The 18,960-nt window shown below is 72.0% G+C and carries 17 protein-coding genes; 7 read left to right on the forward strand and 10 right to left on the reverse strand.

The window, feature by feature from the left end; translation table 11 throughout:
- Positions 1 to 190: 190 nt before the first annotated feature.
- Together ABGB17_RS35910 and ABGB17_RS35915 are read right to left on the reverse strand one after the other, a co-directional pair.
- Positions 191 to 1,354, reverse strand: a complete 1,164-nt coding sequence (locus ABGB17_RS35910) for a CU044_5270 family protein (protein ID WP_347638275.1) — start codon at positions 1,352 to 1,354, stop codon at positions 191 to 193.
- A complete protein-coding gene (locus ABGB17_RS35915; RefSeq protein ID WP_347638277.1) occupies positions 1,351 to 1,872 on the reverse strand; it encodes a sigma-70 family RNA polymerase sigma factor in 522 nt (173 codons plus the stop codon). Before ABGB17_RS35915 ends, ABGB17_RS35910 begins: the two co-directional genes overlap by 4 nt.
- Before the next feature lie 368 nt (positions 1,873 to 2,240).
- Between ABGB17_RS35915 and ABGB17_RS35920 the strand changes: the two genes are divergently transcribed.
- A complete protein-coding gene (locus ABGB17_RS35920; protein ID WP_347638279.1) occupies positions 2,241 to 4,832 on the forward strand; it encodes a hypothetical protein in 2,592 nt (863 codons plus the stop codon).
- A 56-nt stretch (positions 4,833 to 4,888) separates the two neighbouring features.
- Positions 4,889 to 5,023 carry a hypothetical protein gene (locus ABGB17_RS35925; protein ID WP_347638281.1) on the forward strand — a complete coding sequence of 45 codons (135 nt, stop codon included), beginning with the start codon at positions 4,889 to 4,891 and terminating at the stop codon, positions 5,021 to 5,023.
- A gap of 68 nt (positions 5,024 to 5,091) precedes the next feature.
- Here ABGB17_RS35925 and ABGB17_RS35930 read toward each other — a convergent pair whose 3' ends face one another.
- The 5 genes from ABGB17_RS35930 to ABGB17_RS35950 all read right to left on the reverse strand — a co-directional run bounded on the left by ABGB17_RS35930 (position 5,092) and on the right by ABGB17_RS35950 (position 10,637).
- Entirely contained in the window at positions 5,092 to 5,739 is a 648-nt protein-coding gene (locus ABGB17_RS35930) for a hypothetical protein (protein ID WP_347638283.1), read from the reverse strand.
- 626 nt (positions 5,740 to 6,365) lie between these two features.
- On the reverse strand, positions 6,366 to 7,259 hold the full coding sequence (locus tag ABGB17_RS35935) for a carbohydrate ABC transporter permease (protein ID WP_347638285.1): 894 nt from the start codon (positions 7,257 to 7,259) through the stop codon (positions 6,366 to 6,368).
- A complete protein-coding gene (locus ABGB17_RS35940) occupies positions 7,256 to 8,236 on the reverse strand; it encodes a sugar ABC transporter permease (protein ID WP_347638287.1) in 981 nt (326 codons plus the stop codon). Before ABGB17_RS35940 ends, ABGB17_RS35935 begins: the two co-directional genes overlap by 4 nt.
- Positions 8,236 to 9,597, reverse strand: coding sequence for an extracellular solute-binding protein (locus ABGB17_RS35945; protein ID WP_347638289.1), 1,362 nt, complete (start codon positions 9,595 to 9,597; stop codon positions 8,236 to 8,238). Before ABGB17_RS35945 ends, ABGB17_RS35940 begins: the two co-directional genes overlap by 1 nt.
- Before the next feature lie 86 nt (positions 9,598 to 9,683).
- A complete protein-coding gene (locus ABGB17_RS35950) occupies positions 9,684 to 10,637 on the reverse strand; it encodes an LLM class F420-dependent oxidoreductase (RefSeq protein ID WP_347638291.1) in 954 nt (317 codons plus the stop codon).
- Between the two features lie 145 nt (positions 10,638 to 10,782).
- Here ABGB17_RS35950 and ABGB17_RS35955 point away from each other — a divergent pair, with 145 nt between their 5' ends.
- Positions 10,783 to 12,396 (forward strand): D-aminoacylase, encoded by a 1,614-nt coding sequence (locus tag ABGB17_RS35955; RefSeq protein ID WP_347638293.1) that lies wholly within the window; start codon positions 10,783 to 10,785, stop codon positions 12,394 to 12,396.
- Here the strand turns inward: ABGB17_RS35955 and ABGB17_RS35960 are convergent, their stop codons facing one another.
- Entirely contained in the window at positions 12,397 to 13,290 is an 894-nt protein-coding gene (locus ABGB17_RS35960) for a serine/threonine-protein kinase (RefSeq protein ID WP_347638295.1), read from the reverse strand.
- Positions 13,291 to 13,328: 38 nt separating this feature from the next.
- On the reverse strand, positions 13,329 to 15,275 hold the full coding sequence (locus ABGB17_RS35965) for an N-6 DNA methylase (RefSeq protein ID WP_347638297.1): 1,947 nt from the start codon (positions 15,273 to 15,275) through the stop codon (positions 13,329 to 13,331).
- A 111-nt stretch (positions 15,276 to 15,386) separates the two neighbouring features.
- On the opposite strand from ABGB17_RS35965, the gene ABGB17_RS35970 reads away from it, so the two are divergent.
- The 4 genes from ABGB17_RS35970 to ABGB17_RS35985 all read left to right on the forward strand — a co-directional run bounded on the left by ABGB17_RS35970 (position 15,387) and on the right by ABGB17_RS35985 (position 18,474).
- Positions 15,387 to 16,124 carry a PP2C family serine/threonine-protein phosphatase gene (locus ABGB17_RS35970; protein WP_347638299.1) on the forward strand — a complete coding sequence of 246 codons (738 nt, stop codon included), beginning with the start codon at positions 15,387 to 15,389 and terminating at the stop codon, positions 16,122 to 16,124.
- 91 nt (positions 16,125 to 16,215) lie between these two features.
- The gene (locus tag ABGB17_RS35975; protein ID WP_347638301.1) at positions 16,216 to 16,986 is read left to right on the forward strand and encodes a phosphatase PAP2 family protein; all 771 of its coding nucleotides are present in this window, start codon (positions 16,216 to 16,218) and stop codon (positions 16,984 to 16,986) included.
- On the forward strand, positions 16,983 to 17,726 hold the full coding sequence (locus ABGB17_RS35980) for a phosphatase PAP2 family protein (protein ID WP_347638303.1): 744 nt from the start codon (positions 16,983 to 16,985) through the stop codon (positions 17,724 to 17,726). The genes ABGB17_RS35975 and ABGB17_RS35980 overlap by 4 nt, the downstream gene beginning before the upstream one ends.
- Before the next feature lie 79 nt (positions 17,727 to 17,805).
- Positions 17,806 to 18,474 (forward strand): response regulator, encoded by a 669-nt coding sequence (locus ABGB17_RS35985; RefSeq protein ID WP_347638305.1) that lies wholly within the window; start codon positions 17,806 to 17,808, stop codon positions 18,472 to 18,474.
- 109 nt (positions 18,475 to 18,583) lie between these two features.
- On the opposite strand, the gene ABGB17_RS35990 is transcribed toward ABGB17_RS35985, so the two are convergent.
- On the reverse strand, positions 18,584 to 18,960 hold a 377-nt coding region (locus tag ABGB17_RS35990; protein ID WP_347638307.1), incomplete at its 5' end, for a cellulose binding domain-containing protein.

The raw sequence follows: 18,960 nt of genomic DNA on the forward strand, positions 1-18,960 counted from the left end.
GGGACGGTAGCTCTACCGGGGATCATTGTGAGAACGGTCCTGAAACATGTCAATGATCGGGCGAAATGTTTCAACTCCCGGAAAGGAGTAAGCCGTGCCGACCTGCTGAAAGCCGGCCAGAACTCAAGGAAAGTTTCGAAGCACAACGGTCCCCGGGCTCCAGACGAGCCCGGGGACCGTTGCGGAGGGGTCAGGACGACGGTTTGCTGTCGGTCCAGCCGGCCTCGAGGATGCTGGTGGAGTGCCAGACGGTGCCGGGCGCGAGATCGGCCTGGTACCCGCCGGGCCGCACCACGACGTTGTCGGTGCCGAGCGCCCGCCCGGTCGCCTCGTCGAAGATCAGCCGGGCCTCCAGCACACCGTCGGGCGTCCCGCCGTCCCTCACATGGCTCGCCTGCTCGATGGTGACCGCGGTGCCGGTGCGCCCCTCGGCGTCGGTGACGTCGTGGACCACCTTGATGCTCTTCAGCCCGGCCAGCATCCGGAACGCCGCCCCCCGGGTCCTGGAGGTGACCGGCATGTCGGTGATCAGGCCGGACGCCACCGTGAACAGCCACTCGTCCGACGACATCGGGGTGCTCGCGCTCTCGGTGCCGTGCCCGCCGTACGCGCGCAGCAGCCACGCCTTGAGCTTGGCGGGGTCGGACGGCAGCCCGCGGACCTCCTTCATGGTGACGTTGCGCCCGAGCCAGAACACCTTGTCGCCGTTCACCAAGGGGTGGTGCTCGACGCGTACCCGCCCCGGACCGACCGGCAGGAGCAACTCGCCCTTCTTGCCCGGGACCTTGACCCGCAGCTCCTTCGGCGCGCCCGCCGCCCGCCAGGCCGCCTCGTCCTCCGGCGTCGCGGGCTTCGCCCCGAGCGACTGGCTGCGGCCCCACGCCTGTCCGCCCACCGCGGACGGCGTCCAGCTCTCGCTGCGGCCCTGGTCCATGAACGTGTAGCCGCCCTTGACCCTGACCAGGTGGCTGGTGGCGGTCGCCGTGTGCCAGTACGCCTTCATCGTGTCCGGCTGCCGGTCGGCCCGCTCGGCCGCGGCCAGCAGGACGGCGGACGCCGACAGCTCGATCTCGGTGGCGGACGGCGCACCGGAGGAACCCGGCGTCGCGACGGCCAGCGTGGGCGCCGGCGCGCCTCCGGTGCCGCTCGACACCGTGACGGCCACCGCGGTGACCGCGGCGGCGGCCCCCGTCAGGGCGAGGCCCCACGCCGGCCGCGCCCACCGGCGCCGCGCCGCGACCTGACGGCCCCGCGCCATGGCGTACGACAGCTCGGCGGCCCTCGTGCGCTCGTCGATCGCGGTGTCGCCCAGATGTGCCGGGCGGGCGTCCCGCAGCCGGTCCATGAGGTTCATGACCACTCCTCACTGAGGTTGCGCACCCGGGGCGGGGCGGGGGGGACGGTCTCCATGCGCTGCGCGAGCCGCTTGCGGGCCCGGTGCAGCCGGACGCGGAAGGCCGCGGCCGAGCAGCCGACGACACGTGCGGCGTCACGGGGCGACAGCCCCTGCCAGGCGACGAGGATCAGGATCTCCCTGTCCTCCTCCGCCAGGTCCGCCAGCGCGGTCAGCACCCCGAGCCGCTCGGTCACCTGGTCGGCGACGTCCCCCTCGGTCCACGACCGCAGCTCGGCCCGCACCGCCTCCCGGCGCGCCTCGGACCTGATGGTGTCGCGCAGCACGTTGCGGGCGGTGCCGAGCAGCCAGGGCAACGCCGGCTCCGGCACGTCCTCCAGCCGCCGCCAGGCGATCGCGAACGTCTCGCTCACCACCTCGTCAGCGATCTGCCGTCCGGCCCTGCTCACCACATAGGCCCAGACCCGCTGGCGGCACTCGTCGTACATGCCGGTGAACCGGTACGCCTCGTCCGTCACCGCCCACCCCCTCCATCCCGGGCGTTTTCTTCTAACACCGGGAAGTGGTCCGGGGTTCCACGTTGTTACCGGCGGACCGGAAAGAATCTTCACAGGACGGGCGCCGCGCGTGTCCTGATAAGAGCCACCATGCGCATACTCACCGTGAGTAATTCCTGGTCATGCCGTACAAATGGTGGCATCGATGGATATAGTCGGGGCCCTGGGTGGGCAGGGGCGCCGCCGGCCTGGTGATCGGGGCGACAACGGGGTGGGAGATCGGCCGGCCGCGGGGCCATGAGGGTGCGGGGTGCGCAGTGCTCGGAGAGAACGTCGCCGGGACGGACGGCTTAGCGGGCGTTTCACTGCCCCGGGGGTTCCATCACCTGGTGGGAGAACTCGATACCGTGGTCGCCGCACGGCCCGTCCGGCGACGGCGACTGTTCCGCCACGACCGGCGGCTGCCCGTGCTGTTGTTCGAGCGGGCCGGAGGCGCGGTCCAGTTGATCGAATACTACGGCAGGCGGCTGATCGGCCCGTCGCGGGGGAAGAAAGCCCGGCTGGTGCCGCATGTGATGATCGATGACGCGGACGTGGCCGGTCGTGAGCCGCGGGCCGCGCTGATCGAGCACGTCGCCTCCACCCTCCAGGACCGCATGCCCACGGGCGCCGGGCCGCTCAAGCTGCCGCGGTACCGGACCTGCCAGGCCATCCTCGCTTTCGACGCCACCCCGGGGGAGGACCGCGGCATCCTGTTCCGCGGCCTGCGCGACGCCCTGTACGCCGCCCTGTGCCGGCGCAGGCCGTGGATCCCCACGCTGCGGGACGTGGTGAGCGGCGGGAACGTCAACCAGGGCTGGTTGCAGTGGTCGGTCCAGAACGTCACCGGCCCCGTGATCCGCTGGATGTACGGCGTGTGGCTGCGTATGTGGGGCCTGCGCTGGACGGGGGGACAGCTTCAGGTCCCCGGCCACGACCACCTCGGCACCGCGCTCGACGTCGCGAAGAACGGCCGCGCGCGCGACCGCGACGCCGAACTGCCCGCGCGCATGCTGCTCGCCGCCCTGGTGCACGACCTGCGCCGGGCGGCCCGGCCGCGGCTGGTGTGGTGGCGCCGGCCGAGGCGGCGCTGGGCGTTCGTGCTGCTGCTCCGAGGGGTCGGCGACGCGGGAACACCCGTGCGGCGTTTCCTCGACCTGTACGCCGACCTGGCGCTCACCAATGTCTCCGGCCCACTGCTGGTGCTCGGGGCGCTCACTGGCGACCTGCCGTCCTACGCCGTGCGCCTGCCTGGCGGCCCCACGGCCGACCTGGCCGACCAAGTACGGGACCTGTACCGCAGGGCGCCGGACGACCTCACCCCTGAGGGTGTGTACGTCGCGCCGCTGCCCGGGGAGGACGACGACGGGATCGCCCGGCAGGTGCTGGAGCGGCGCGGCGCGGTCCCGGCGCGGCACGCGAGGAAGAGGGACTACTTCGCGCTGCCGGCCCTGGTGGTGCTCGCGCTGGCGCTGCCGGCCTGGGCCGGACTCCACTTCTCCGGCCTGTTCAGCACCCCGTCGTGCGTCATGGTGAACGGGGAGCCCATCGGGATCATCGATGACGAATCGTGCCTGCGGGGCCTCACCGGCCCGTCCGCCGACGAGTTGCGCGCCCTGTGGCGGCTGGTCGACACGCAGAACGCCGAGATCGACGACAAGCCGCACCGCACCGTGGTGTTCCTGGCGCCGCTCAGCTTGCGGCAGGGTTCCGGCAAGAGCAAGCCCAACGGGTTCGCGACGCTCAAGGGGGCGGTGACCGCGCAGGCGACGGTGAACAGCGACGTCGGACAGGAGGGCGCGCACCGGATGCGACTCCGCCTGCTGATCGCCAACACCGGGGAGTTCTTCAGGCACGGGGCGGACGTCACCCGGCAGGTCATCGAGCAGGCTGACGAGCACGGCCTGGCCGCGGTCATCGGCCTCACCCAGAGCAGGCCGGAGTCGCTGGACGCGGCGAAGGCGCTCAGCGACGCCGAGATCCCCGTGGTGGGCATCGGGGTGGTCGGCAGCAAGATGTCGGACAACGACGCACCTGCGCGCTATTTCCAGGTGACCCCGCCGAACGGCCGCATCGCCGACGTGATGGCCGCGTTCGCCGCGAAGTCGCCCGACCTGCGCGCCCTGACCCGCCCCGACCCGCGCGGTGGCGGCCGTACGGCGATCGTGCTCTACGACCCCGACGACACGTTCTTCAGCGCCGACCTCAAGGAGAAGTTCCAGAAGCGTTACCACGCCGGGCGCGTGGAGTTGGTGGAGTACCGCGAGGCGGTGAAGGTGGGTGCCAGGACCTCCGACATCGCCAAGCGGGTCTGCGAGCAGGCCAGGCGGTACGACGGGTTCGTGGTCTACGCGGCCCGTTCGGCGGCCATGACCGATCTCTTCGACAACATGCAGATCGAGAATCAATGCCTGCGGGGCACACCCGTGCCGGTCCTGTCGGAGAGCACCTCCACACGCGTCCTCGAAGACTACGAGACGATGGACCGCTATTCCGTCGTGCGGCTGTTCTTCACGCTCTTCAACGAGCCTGTTCCCTCCGTGACCGGCCAGGGCAACCACAGCAAGTTCGTGCAGGAGCATCAGAACGTGTTCCGTACGATGCCGCATCCGGAGGCCGCGGGCGGTTACGACGCTTTCTCGGTGGTCTCCAAGGCGGTGTCAGACGCCGTCTCGATGGACAGCAACGGACGTTTCGGCCCCAACGAGGTCTACGCGCAGCTCGCCGCCCCCGGAGTGATCGACAAATTCGGCGGGGCCACCGGCGCCCTGACGCTGGATCGCGGGCACAAGTACCCGCCGGACAAGGCCGTCTACATCGCGGAGATCCTGCCGGGAGGGCGACCGATGGTCCGGCTGGCCTGCGGGCCCTTGGCGGACGGGGTCACCCGCACCACCTGGGGCACACCTCCCGCGGTGTTCCCGTGCCCCATCGGGGAGTGACCTACAGCTTGATCGTCTCCCACGGTGCCGTGCACGGAGGGCCGCAGGTCAGGTGCATGAGGCTGCGGTCCACCTCCATGACATGGGTGAGCACGCCCGACGCGGGGGCGGGCTCGCCGGCCTTCGCCGGGCCGTCGGTGGGGGTGGTCTCCAGGGCGCGGGCGAAGCCGGTGGTGTCGCCGATCAGGTAGTTGGCCGAGCAGGCGCGGTCGGCTCCGGCGAACCGCGCGGCCGGCCCCGGCTCCGCCGACTACCGCGCCTACGCGGTCATGCCCAGCGCGCTGACCTGAGCCGCGGCCGGGCGTCGCGCCAGGTACCAGGCCGACAGGACGGCGCCCAGGGCGAACACGAGGCCGTGGGTGATCCGTACCGCTGCCGGGCCGTAGAACTGGGGGATGAGCAGGACGGACGCCGCGGCCAGCACGGCGAAGGGCCAGGCGGGCAGGGCGCCGGAACGCCGGGCGGCGATCGCGGCCAGGACCGCGCCGGCGCCGAGGAGCGTCAGGCCGGCACCGAACATGGTGGCCGCCACCGGGCCGTAGCGGAAGTCGTCGACCATGGTCATGAGGGCCGGGTCGCCGGTCCGCAGGGCGCGGGTGGCGATGGTGTACAGGCCGAAGGTCTCGCCGCCGTAGTAGGGGAGGACCAGGCCCGCGCCCACACCGGTGAGGACGGCCGCCGTCGCCGACGTCCGGGTGCGCAGGACGGTGTGCGCGGCGGCCAGGCCCAGGGTGACGAGGACGAACGCCGCCATGGCCATGGTGTGCGAGGCCACCCAGGCGGAGGAGGCCATGGTGGCGGCCCCCTGCATGCCGGTCTCGCCGGTGTAGGGGCGGACCGTCTGGTACAGCAGGAACAGGACGCCTCCGGCGGCCAGCGCGGCGGCGCCGGGACGGGTGACGGGCATGGTGTCTCCTCCGATGTGAGCACTGCTCTCCTGGGAGAGCAGCTAACACCGGATAGGTGCACCGCGTCAAGAGCGGTGCTCTCGTCGTGGTGCGTCCAGCCGCGCGACGAAGGCGGTCGGGGGTGGACGGCTCGTGACGCCGGACGCCGGGGGAAGGCCGTGCGCGGGGTCGTGCCGATGCGGGTGAGTTCGTCCTCGGGGAGCCGCCGGATGTGTCGTGCCCCGTGGAGCGCCCCGCCCGGGGATGTCCCTACTGCTCGGCACTCTGGACGAGGTGGTCGCCGGCCGCTCCCTGGAGCGGGCTCGCCGCCGGGCACGCCCAGACCTGGGCGGGGAGAGATGGGGCGTGTGCGTCGGCGGTCCGCACCACCGCCGAGCGCACACGCCTGTCTCCGGCCTGGATGGCTTTCCGCTTGCGGGCGGGTGGGCCATGAAGGCCGGAGAGCTTTTGAAATCCAGGTGTTTTGGCCGGTGGCTGGATTGTTCTGGGAAAAGCATATACGGGTCTCGGAGTGTTTTGGAGTTGCGTGGCGCCAAGGAGCTGGGATTGAGATTACTTCGGTATGCAATGTCCTGTCATGTCCGCTTTACTTGACTAATATTCTAGAGAAAAGTTGAGGGACAGGTCAGCCGCGGCGGCCGGTGGTCGCGATGCCCTGCACGAAATGGCGCTGCCCCAGGAAGAAGACGAGGATCAAGGGGAGGGTCGTGATGACGGCCGCGGCGAGCACGATCTCCCATTTCGGGTCCCCGCCCTGGTAGAACTGGTCGACGATGGCCTTCAGGCCGCGCGGCAGGGTGAACAGGGCGGGGTCGCGCAGGTAGATGAGAGGCTTCATCAAATCGAACCAGCTCGCCTTCAGCTCGAAGATGAAGGCGATGATCAGTGCGGGGCGCGCAAGAGGAAGGGCGATCCGCCAGAACAGGTCGAGGTACGTCGCACCGTCCACCCGGGCGGCCTCGAAGACATAGCGGGGCAAACCGAGCAGGAACTGCCGGAGCAGGAAGATGTAGAACGCGGAGCCGAACAGATTGCCCGCCCACAATGGCACCTGCGTGCCGGTGAGCCCCGCCGAGTTCCAGATGAGGTACGTCGGCACCAGGGTGACGGCGGCGGGCAGCATCATGGTGGCCAGCACGCTGCCGAACAGCACGCCGCGACCGGGGAAGCGGAAGTAGGCGAAGCCGAAGGCCACGAAGGCGCTGGAGAGCGTGACGGCGAGCGCGGCGGCGACCCCGACCACCACCGAGTTCACCAGCCACGTCAGCACGGGCGCCGCGTCCCACACCGCCGCGTAGTTGCCGGGCGCGAACGGCGCCGGCCAGGGCAGGAACGGGTCGGCGAACGTGCGGTCCCGGGGTTTGAGTGAGGCGACGACCAGCCACACGAACGGGTACAGGAAGATCACCGAGGCGGCGGCAAGCAGGGTGAGGAAGAGCACCCGGCGGGTGCCCCGCCCCACGCCGTCGGCGGGACGTGTCGCCTCCGCGGGGCCGCGGGGCCGGTCGAGGGTGGTCATCCGGGGTGCTCCTCGGCCTCGTAGTACACGAACCGGCGTCCCACACGGACCTGGATCAGGGTGATCACGGCGATGACCAGGAACAACACCCAGGCCAGGGCCGAGGCGTAGCCCATGTGGAGGTACTGGAACGCCTGCTGGAACAGGTACACGACGTAGAACAGGGCGGCGTCGCCGGAGGTCTGCTGGGCGGACTGGCTGCCGAAGAACATCGTGTAGACCTGGTCGAACATCTGCAGCGCGGCGATGGTGTTCACGATCACCACGAAGAACACGGCTGAGCTGATCATGGGCAGGGTGACCGACCGGAACCGCTGCCACGGCCCGGCGCCGTCGATCAGCGCGGCCTCGGTGAGCTCGCGCGGCACGTTGCGCAGGGCGGCGAACAGGATGACCGTCGTGGAGCCGAGGTTCCACAAGGACATCAGCACGATGCCCGCCAGAATCCAGTCGGGGTCGGTGGTCCACTGCGGGCCCGAGACGCCGAACAGCGCCAGGAAACTGTTGATCACCCCGGCCTGGCCGTTGAGCAGGAACAGGAACAGCACGCCGACCGCGACGTACGGCGTCATCGACGGCAGGTAGAAGATCGTGCGGAACGCCCCGGCGGCCCGCCCGGTCACCCGGTTGAGCAGCAGCGCCAGCCCGAGTGCCAGCACGGCGGCAAGCGGCACGTGCAGCACGGTGTACAGCACGGTGTTGCCGACGGCCCGGGCGACCTTGGGGTCCTCCAGCATCCGCCGGTAGTTGCCGAGCCCCTCGAACCGGGCACCGCCGATCAGGTCGTAGCTGGTGAACGACAACACCAGGCTGGCCACCATGGGGCCGAGCTGGAACACCAGCAGCCCGATCAGCCACGGCAACAGGAAGACGTACGCCCACCGGGTCTCCCCGCGCCAGGCCCGCCGGCCCGCCGGCGCCGGGTCGCGTCCCGGGCGGTGCCCGGCGCCGCGGCGGGTGTCCTCCGCGGTGGTCATCAGTTGCCCGCGTCGTCGAGGGCGCGCTGGGCCTCGCCCTGGGCCTGCCGCAACGTGTCGCCCGGCTTCTGGCTCTTCTGCAGGACGCGGGTCGCGGCGTCCTGCCAGACGCGGGTGAACTCGGCCGCCGCGCCGGACTGCGGGACCACGAAACCGGCGTCCTGCACCGAGCGGATGGTGGCGACGGCGTCGTCGAACGCCGCGTGGCCGCTCGGCTTGACGATCTGGGTGAAGATCACCTGGTCGGCGCGGGCGTTCCCGGTGTAGGTGCCGATGTTGACCTTGCCCTCGGCGGCCCGCTTGTCCTGCCGGGCCCGCGCCGCGGCGATCCAGGCGTCCGCCTCGGTCATCATCTTGATCCACTTGCAGGCCGCGGCGGGGTTCTTCGCCCCGGCGGGGATGACCCAGGCGTTGCCGCCGATCATGTTCACCGGCCGTCCCTGCCGGTCCTTGAACGGCAGCACGGTGATCTTCACGTCCGGCGTCGTGCCCGCCATCGCGCTGACCAGGAACTGCTCGGTGAGCATCATCCCGATCTGGTCCTTGACGAACGGGTTCTCGGCGCCGAAGTAGTCGAAGGTGTCGGTGAACGCCTTCAGGCGGCTCCACCCGCCCTGCGCGTCGATCAGCCCGGCGGCGTAGCCGAGCGCCTCGGCCACCTCGGGGTCGTCCAGGTGGGCGGTGCGGCCGTCCTGGCTGAGGATGTCGGCGCCGTTGGCCTTGGCCCAGAGCGGCAGGAACTCCGGCAGCTTCGGGTTGAAGCCGTACCGCTCGACCTTCCCGCCGGAGACCTTGTTCATCTTCTCCGCCAGCGCGGCCAGCTTGTCCCAGTCGGAGGTGTCGATCGACTTCGGATCGACGTCCGCGTCCTTCGCCGCCTTGTCGTTCACCACCAGCACGATGGAGTTGTAGAACTCCGGCACCCCGTACCACTTGCCGTCGTAGGTCACCTGCTGCCGCGCGGCCGGGTAGAAGTCCCCGGTCGCGATGCCCTCGGTGGAGACGCAGCCCTCCAGCGGCTGGACGGCGCCGCGCGCCGCGTACCCGCCGAGCCGTTCGCGGGGCATGTACACGACGTCCGGCGGGTCGCCCGCGGCGACGGCCGACAGGAACGCCTGCTCGTCGAACTGCCCCTGGTTGACGGTGAGCCGGATCTCCGGGTGGGCCTTCTTGAACCGGTCCACCCGCACGGACGCGATCTCGTCCGGCAGCCCGAACCCCATCGTGGTGAGCGCGGAACCCGTGGCCCCGCCGCCACCACCGCCGCCTGACCCGACGCCGCCACAGGCCGTGACGGCTCCGGCGACCAGCAGTGCCACCGCGGCCCGGCCCGCCCCGCGTGAGAAACCCCCTCCGACCATCGCCGATCTCCTCACCGAGAACCCGTAGGTGTGAGCGAGGGGGCTTCCCGTACGGGACGACCTAAACTCCGCGCTGGTACCAGGTGTTACCGGAGCCTCGGCAGCACCGTCGAGGAGTAGAACTCGAAGAACGCGTCCTGCTCATGGCCGATCTGGCTGATGTACACCTCGTCGAACCCCGCGTCGATGTACGGCTTGATCGCCTCGACGTGGACGTCGGGGTCGGGGCCGCACGGCGTGGAGGCGGTCGCCTCCTCCTCGGTGACCATCTCGGCGAGCTGCTCGAAGTGGCGCGGCAGCGGCAGGAGCTGCGACGCCTCCCCCTTGATGCCCTGCGTGGGCCACAGCCGGTGCACGGTCTTGCGGGCCTGCGCGGCGTCCTCGGCGTAGCAGACCTTGATGCCGCCCTGCACCGGCTTGCCCTGCCCGCCGGAGGCGTGGAACAGCTCGACCAGCTCGGCGGACGGTCCGGTGGTGACGTACCCGTCGGCGATGCGCCCGGCGAGCTTCACCGAGTTCTCCCCGAAGCCGGACATGTACACCGGCGGCGGCTCGTCGGGCAGGGTGTAGAGCCGGGCGGTGTCCACCTTGTAGTGCGTGCCGCGGTGGGTGACCAGCTTGCCGGACCACAGCTCGCGCATCAGCCCGACCGCCTCCTCCAGCATCTCCAGCCGCTCGGCGGTGGGGGGCCAGCGCGTGTCGATGATGTGCTCGTTGAGCGCCTCGCCGGTGCCGACGCCCAGCCGGAACCGGCCGCCGGTGAGCACGGCGCTGGTGGCGGCGGCCTGCGCGACGACCGCCGGGTGCACGCGGACCAGCGGGCAGGTCACCGCGGTGGTGATCGGCAGCGAGGTGGCTTCCGCGATGGCGCCGATCACGGACCAGACGAACGGGCTCTGCCCCTGTTCGTCCAGCCACGGGTGGTAGTGGTCGGAGATCCACAGGGCCTCGAACCCGGCGCGCTCGGCCAGCTTGGCCTGCCGTACCAGTTCCTTCGGCCCGTGCTCCTCGCAGGACAGGAAGTATCCGAAGGTCGTCACGTCGTCCTCCTCCGAGAATTCGCTGTTCTCTTGGGCCCATACCCCGAGTGATCCCGGCAAACGGGACGCCCGCCGGACCTGACCGGGGACGCGTCGCCGTGTTTTGATGCGGGGGAGGATCTTCCACGGAAGGGGAGTGATGGGTGTGACGGCCGGTCTGGTGGTGCGGGGCGCCACCGTCGTGGACGGCACGGGCGCGCCGGCGTACCGGGCGGACGTCACCGTGGCGGACGGGCGCGTCGCGGAGATCACCCGTGAGCCGGGAGCGGCGCCCGGCGGCGGGCGCCACATCGACGCCGGCGGGCTGGTGCTCGCGCCCGGCTTCATCGACATGCACGCCCACTCCGACCTCGCCCTGCTCACCGAGCCCGAGCACCTGGCCAAGGTGGCGCAGGGCGTCACCTGCGAGGTGCTCGGCCAGGACGGCCTGTCGTACGCCCCCGTGGACGACACCACCTTGGACCAGCTCCGGCGGCACCTCGCCGGCTGGAACGGCGACCCGGAGGGCTTCGACTGGGACTGGCGCTCGGTCGCCGGGTACCTCGACCGGCTGGACCGCGGCGGCATGGCGATCAACGCCTGCTACCTCGTCCCGCAGGGCTCGGTCCGCATGCTGGCCATGGGCTGGGAGGCCCGCGAGCCCACCGAGGACGAGCTCGCCGCGATGCGGGCCCTGGTCGCCCAGGGCATGGCCGAGGGCGCGGTCGGCATGTCAAGCGGCCTGACCTACACCCCAGGCATGTACGCGGGCACCGCCGAGCTGGTGGAGCTGTGCAGGATCGTGGCCGATCACGGCGGCTACTACTCCCCGCACCACCGCTCGTACGGCAGGGGCGCGCTGGAGGCGTACGCCGAGATGGTCGAGGTGGCCGCCGCCGCGGGCTGCCCTCTGCACCTGGCACACGCCACGCTGAACTTCCCCGAGAACTCCGGCAGGGCGGGGGAGCTGCTGTCCCTGCTGGACGCCGCCCTGGACCAGGGTGCCGACATCACGCTGGACACCTATCCGTACCTGCCCGCCGCCACCATGCTGTCCGCCCTGCTGCCGAGCTGGGCCTGCGAGGGCGGCCCCGAGCGCATCCTGGAACGCCTGCGCGACCCGGAGACGGCCGAGCGGATCCGCCGCGTGCTGGAGGAGGAGGGCTCGGACGGCTGCCACGGCGTCCCGGTCTCCTGGGACACCATCAGGATCTCCGGCACCCGCGAGCCCGCGCTGTCCGCGCGCGTGGGCCGCACCGTCGCCGAGCTGGCCGCCGCCGAGGGGCGCCCCCCGTTCGAGGTGTTCCGCGAGCAGCTCATCGACGACGGCCTCGGCACGGCCAGCGTGTGGTTCATCGGCAACGAGGAGAACGTGCGCGCCATCATGCGGCACCGGGCGCACACCGGCGGCAGCGACGGCCTGCTCGCCGCCGCCAAGCCGCACCCCCGGTCGTGGGGCACCTTCCCCCGCTACCTCGGCCACTACGTGCGCGAGGAGGGCGTGCTCGGCCTGGAGGAGTGCGTCGCCCACCTGACCGGCCGCGCCGCCCGGCGCCTCAAGCTGGCGGACCGCGGCCTGATCCGCCCCGGGTACCACGCCGACCTGGTGCTGTTCGACCCCGGCACGGTCGGCGACACCGCCACCTACGACGACCCGCGCCGCACCCCCGAAGGTGTCCCTTACGTGATCGTCGGCGGGGTGCGGGTCATCGACGAGGGCCGTCACACCGGCGCCCTGCCCGGCCGCACGCTGCGCCGCACCCCGGAGGGCACCCGCTGATCAGGGCAGCACGCGCCCCACGATGCGCGCGTACATGCGCCCCGGGCTCGGCGTCGAGGACGGGGTGAGGAACCCGGGCAACATCGGCAGGTCCACGGCGAACGGCTGCAGCCGGTCGTACAGCGTGGCGGCGTCGGCCGGGCGGTCGCCGGGTTCCTTCTCCAGCAGGCCGGACAGCAGCGCGTTCAGCTCGGCGGGCAGCCCGGGCACCGGCTCGGGCCGCTCCTTGACCTGCTTCTCGAACACGGCGTACTCGGTGGGCCCGGAGAACAGCCGCCGCCCGGTCAGCATCTCGTGCAGCACGCACCCGAGGGCGTACAGGTCGCTGCGCGGCTCGGCCAGCCCGCGCTGGATCTGCTCGGGCGACATGTAGGCGGGTGTGCCGATGATCTGACCGGCCCGGGTGAACTGCGCGACGTCCGCCTCACGCAGCATGGCGAGCCCGAAGTCGAGCACCTTCACGCTGCCGTCCGGGCAGAGCATCAGGTTGGTCGGCTTGAGGTCGCGGTGGCAGATGGACAACGCGTGCGCCGCCGACAACACCGCGCACGCCTGCGCGGTGATGGCCGCGGCCCACGGCACCGGCAGCGGCCCGTGCTCGCTCACCAGGTCGGCCACGGTGACGCCCTCGATGAACTGCATCACCTGGAACAGCCGCTGCTCGTGGGTGCCGAAGTCGTACAGCACCGGCGCCCCGGCGTGCTCCAGGCGGGCGAGGATGCGGGCCTCGCGCATGAACCGCTTGGACAGCTCCTCGTCGTGCCCGCCGGGGAAGCGCAGGAACTTGACGGCGACCCTGCGGTCGAGGTGGGTGTCGTGGCCGGCGTAGACCGCACCCATGCCGCCCTGGCCGAGGGGCAGGTCGTCCAGCACATAGCGGTCGCCGATGACCATTGGCCCCTCCCTGCCGATCCACGGGGAAAAATACACCGTCAGGCGAGGGGCCGCAGACGGCCGCAGGCCAGGCCGTCAAAGCCTAGCCGCACGAGGCTCTCCCCGAGTGCGGCCGTCTCGCGCAGCCGGTCCTCCAGGGCGAGCAGCTCGCGGAACGCCCTGCCGTACTCCCGCTGCTCCTCGAGGGACAGCCGGGGGACGCGCAGCCGCCGCGCGTCCACGCGGCTCGCGCCGCCGGGCGCGGGCCGGGCCGTGCCGGCGAAGCGCAGGCACCCGGCCAGGAAGTCGGCGTCCATGCGCTCGTGGTCCACCCGGTACAAGTGGAGCTGCGGGCCGAGCACGGCGCCGCCCTCGGTGACGGCGCGGGCGGCGGTGTCCGCCCCGGTGATGGCCGCGACCACGTCGCCGGGCTCCAGCACGATCAGCCCGGGGTCGTACGGCGTGCGGCCGGTCGGCGTGCCGCCACGCGCCAGGTCGGCCGCGGTGAGCACCGGCACCTCCCCGCCGTCGGTGGCGAGCCGCGGCGGCCCCTGGTGCACGGTGACCAGACCGGCCCTGGCCAGCTCGGCGACGGTGGCACCCGGCAGGTCCCGCGTCTCGGCGGGCACGGTGAGGGCGGGCACCGCGCCGGGCAGCGCGGCGGCGGCCTCGCGGAAACGCTCGCGCGCCGCGGCGAAGCCGAGGGCCGGGTCGTCGCCGGGGCGCGGCAGGTGGCGGGCCGGGGCGAGGTCCACCTCGTCGTCGAGCAGGTCGATGATGCGCACCGCGCGGGCGCCGTCCGGCGGCGGCGCGTCCGGGTCGGCGCCGAAGGCCCGCCACGCGGGCTCCACCGCCGCGAGGTCCTCGGAGGCGTCCATCAGGAGCACGGCGGACGGCGGGCGCTCCCCGGGCCGGGGGCGGCGCAGCAGCCACAGGTCGGGGCCGCCCGCGGCCAGGGTGACGACGGCGCGCAGGGCGCCCGCGCGCAGCAGGTTGCCGCGGATGCGCCTGCCCGGCCGCCGGCCGGCCGCGGCGGCGGGCATCAGGATCGCCACCAGCCCGCCGGGCCGCGTGTGCGCCAGGCAGTGCTGCGCCCACGCCAGCTCGGGCTCGCCGCGTGGCGGCAGGCCGTACTCCCAGCGGGGGTCGCCGGTCAGCTCCTCGTAACCCCAGGACCGCTCGTTGAACGGCGGGTCGCACACGACGGCGTCGGCGCGCAGGTCAGGGAAGGCGTCCTGCCGCAGCGAGTCCCCGGCGGCGACCCGGGCGACGGCCCCCGCCAGCAGCAGCCGGACGGCGGTGAGCACCGCCGGCGTTTCCCCGATCTCCTGCGCCACGACCTCGACGGGCGCGTCCCCGGCGAGCAGGGGGAGGAGCAGGGTGCCGACGCCGCAGGCCGGGTCGAGGACCGTTCCTCCCTCGGGTGCGGCGAGCCGGGTCATCAGCGCCGCGATCTCGGGCCGGGTCACCGAGAGCCGGCGGGAGTGGGCTTCGGCGTACCGCTCGCACAGCAGCTCGAAGGCCGCGCGGGGGCCCTGCTCGGCGGCGAGGCCGGCGAGCAGGCGGTACAGCCGGGCGTCGACGAGGTCCCACGCGACCGGGGCGGGCAGGTCGGCGGTGGCGGCGGCGGGACGGGACGGCGGCTCGGGGCCGCGGGCGGCGTGTTCACCGCCGGCGGGGTCGCGGTGCAGGTACAGCAGGTAGGCCCCGGCGCAGGCGACCAGCTCGCCGAGCCGCAGGTCGTCCCCCGCGGCGCGCAGCCGCTGCCACACCCGGTCGCCGGGCGACATCTCGTACGACTTGCCGTTGCGGCGCAGCCATTCCTCGACCTCGGGCAGGGAGAACAGCGGGCTGGCGGCGGTGCCGCCGACCGGGCGCGGGAAGTCGTCGTGGCGGCGCCGCCAGTTGCTCACCGCGGCCCGGCCGACGTCGGCCAGCCTGGCGATGTCGCCCGCGTTCAACGTGGCGTCATGTCCCATCGGCGTCGTGTCTCCCTGCTGTCCCATGGCACTCCCTCGGCGCCGCGGTCGCCTGCCGGCCAGCGTAGTCCACGTTGCCGAAACATTCCACAAGGCATGTGCTTGTGAAGTGATTCAACCAATGATTTACTGAGGGACATGTCAAACAACGTGTCGCTGACGCTGCGGTACGCGGCCCGCACCGACATCGGCCTGCGCCGCCAGCGCAACGAGGACGCGGTGTACGCCGGCCCCCGGCTGCTGGCGGTCGCCGACGGGATGGGCGGGCACAGCCACGGCGAGGTGGCGAGCGCCACCGTCATCGCCGCGCTGTCCTCCCTCGACAGCGATCCACCGGGCGGCGACCCCCTCGCGTCGCTGGAGACGGCGATCACGGCCGCGGGCCACCGCCTGAAGGATATGGCCGCGCGCGACCCGAAGCTGGCAGGAATGGGCACGACGCTCACCGCGATGTTGTGGGACGGCGGCCGCATCGCGCTGGCGCACATCGGGGACTCGCGCGCGTACATGCTGCGCGGCGGCTACCTGTACCAGATCACCCGCGACCACACCCTCGTGCAGTCCCTGGTGGACGACGGGCAGATGACCCCCGAGCAGGCGGCCGCGCACCCCCGCCGTTCCCTGCTGATGCGCGCGCTCGGCGGCAGCGGCTCGGTGGAGCCCGACCTGTCGCTGCGCGAGGCCGAGGCGGGCGACCGCTATTTGATCTGCTCCGACGGCCTGAGCGGCGTGGTCGGCCCGAAGGAACTGCACGACATCCTCACCGCGGCCGGAGACCTAGGCGAGGCCGCGGAACGCCTCATCGAGCTGGCCCGCGAGGGCGGTGGCCCCGACAACATCACGTGCGTGGTGGCCGAGGTCCTCGCCGAGGGCTGAGCCCTGACGGTGAATGCCGGGTGAACGTCCACTGAAGCCCGCTCGGCTCCACCCCTGTTCGAATGGCGCCGAACGGGGTAGCCACCCTCCCATGCTCAGTCACGCGTCGCCGTCCGGCACGGAGAAGAGGCCCCGTGCGCGGCTCGGGCCGCGGCTCGCCCTCGCGTCGGCCGCGGCGTTCCTCGTCGCCGTCCCGTTCACCCTGCTGCTGGTGCTCGTGGAGACGTCCTTCGCCCCGTTGAGCAGGCTGGACCGGTCGGTGGCGGAATCGCTGCACGCCTGGGCCCTGGAGCACCCGGCCTGGGTGACGCTGCTCGACCTGTGGACCGACGCGTTCTCCCCGGAGAGCTGGCGGGTGCTGGTCGTGCTGTCCACGGCCTGGCTGGTGCACCGCAAGGCGTACCGGCTGGCCGCCTGGGCGGTGACCACGATCACCGTCGGCGGGTTGCTCGGCCTCGGCATGAAGTGGCTGGTGGACCGGGCACGGCCCCACCTGCCCGACCCCGTCGCGGTGGCCCCCGGGGCGTCGTTCCCGTCCGGCCACGCGCTGAACGCCGCCCTCGGCGCCGGCGTGCTCATCCTGCTGATCCTCCCGTTCCTCAGCCGCCGCGGGCGGGCCCTGCTGTGGTGCGCGGGCGGGGTGATCGTGGCAGGTGTCGCCTACACGCGGGTGGCCCTCGGCGTGCACTGGGTGAGCGACGTGGTGGCGGGGGTGATCCTCGGCGCGGCGGTCGTCATCGCCACCACGGCGGCCTTCGAGACCTGGAGAAGGGACATGGGGCGCCGCCCGGTCGAGCCCCACCTGGAGGGCGTCGAGCCGGAGGCGGCCTCGGAGATCGGACCTGAAAGGAACACCGAATGATGGCAGGTAACGACGGCCGGCGCTGGTCCACGGTGGCGGGGTGGGCCGCACGCCTGCTGCTGTTACCCCTGCTGCTGCTGGCGGGTGTCACGCTCGGCCTCGGCTGGCTGATCACCCGGCCGCTGCACTGGGCGATCGCCGGCGAGGAGGGCGTCAGCAGGGAACTGGCCGCGGACCGCACCCCGCTGCTGAACACCCTCACCGACATCGGCTCGACGATGGCGGACACCCCGGTGATCATCGCGCTGACCGCCGTCACGGCGATCGTGTTCCGCCTGGTCTTCCACCGCTGGCGGGAGTCGATCTTCCTGGTGGTGGCGGTCTGGTCGCAGAACCTCGTCTTCCTGCTGGCCACGGTGTTCGTGGAGCGTCAGCGGCCCGAGGTGCGTCACCTGGACCCCGCCCCGCCGACGTCCAGCTTCCCCTCGGGGCACACCAGCGCCGCCGTCGGCTTCTACTGCGGCGTCGCACTGGTGCTCGCCCTGCACACCCACCGCCACACCATCCTGAAGGTCCTGTGGTGGGCGATCGGCCTCGGCGTCCCGCTGATCGTGGGCGTGTCCCGGCTGTACCGGGGCATGCACTACCTCACCGACGTGAGCTGGGGGCTGGTGCTCGGCTTCGTCTGCGTGGCCGTCGCCGGTCACGCTTTGCTCGGCAGGCCCGCGCTCATGTCACATTCCGCCCGGTCGGCACGATTGTCTTCGGGGGCGCCTCCACGCTGGAGCACCTCTCCCTGAGTATCGTTGCGTGCAGACTGCGGGGAGTCGGCTTGACCATGATCCTCACTCGGCCGATTGCCTTCAGATGGGGCGGGGCATGACCAAGATCCTCGTCGTGGACGACGAGCCGCAGTTGCTGCGCGCACTCCGCGTCAACCTCGTCGCGCGGCGCTACGATGTCGAGGTGGCGCGCGACGGGGGCACCGCGCTCCGCCAGGCCGCCGGCTGGCATCCCGACCTCGTCGTGCTGGACCTCGGTCTGCCCGACATCGACGGCGTCGAGGTCATCCACGGCCTCCGCGGCTGGACCAAGATCCCGATCATCGTGTTGTCCGGCCGCGCGGGCAGCGCCGACATGGTGGACGCCCTCGACGCCGGGGCCGACGACTACGTCACCAAGCCCTTCGGCATCGACGAGCTGCTCGCCCGCATCCGCGCGGTGACCCGCCGGGCCGTCGCCCACGAGTCCGAACTGGCCGAGATCCCGGTGGGCGACCACATGGTGGATCTCGTGAACATGACGGTCTCGGACGGCATCAAGCTGACGCCCACCGAGTGGCACCTGCTGGCCGTCCTGCTGCGCAACCCCGGCAAGCTGATCAGCCAGCGTCGGCTGCTCACCGAGGTGTGGGGCCCCGGCCACGTCAAGGAGACCAACTACCTGCGGCAGTACATGGCCCAGTTGCGCCGCAAGCTGGAGGCCGACCCGTCCCGGCCGCGCCACCTGCTCACCGAGTCCGGCATGGGGTACCGCTTCCAGCCCTGACTCGGTGTGACTCCGGCTCCGGGACGGCGGTGGCCACGGACCGGCGGCCGGGACGGGGTGCGGAAGGAGTCCGCCCCGGCCGCGGCCCGTGGCCGTCCCTCTCAGGCGGTCACCCGATGGCGCAGTTCACGCCGTTGAAGGTGTAGGCGGCAGGCGGGCTGCTCGTCCCGCTTGCCGAGAACCCGAAGGTCGCGGAACCGCCCGCGTCGACGCGGGCGTTCCAGCCGCCGTCCAGCGCGGTGACCTGGGTGCCGGACTGGGTGACCCGGGCGTTCCAGGCGTTGCTGATGCGCTGCGATCCCGGCCAGGTGAAGTTCAGCGTCCAGTTGGTCACCGACCCGCTGGTCAGGCCGATGGTCACCTCACCGTTGAAGCCGCCCTGCCACTGGCTGGTCACCCGGTACGTCACCCGGCAGGCGAGCGTCCCGGCCGTGGGGGTCGGCGTGGGCGTCGGGGTGACCGTGGGGGTGGGCGTCGGGGTCGGGG

This window comes from Sphaerisporangium sp. B11E5, from assembly GCF_039871875.1.
Taxonomy (GTDB): domain Bacteria; phylum Actinomycetota; class Actinomycetes; order Streptosporangiales; family Streptosporangiaceae; genus Sphaerisporangium.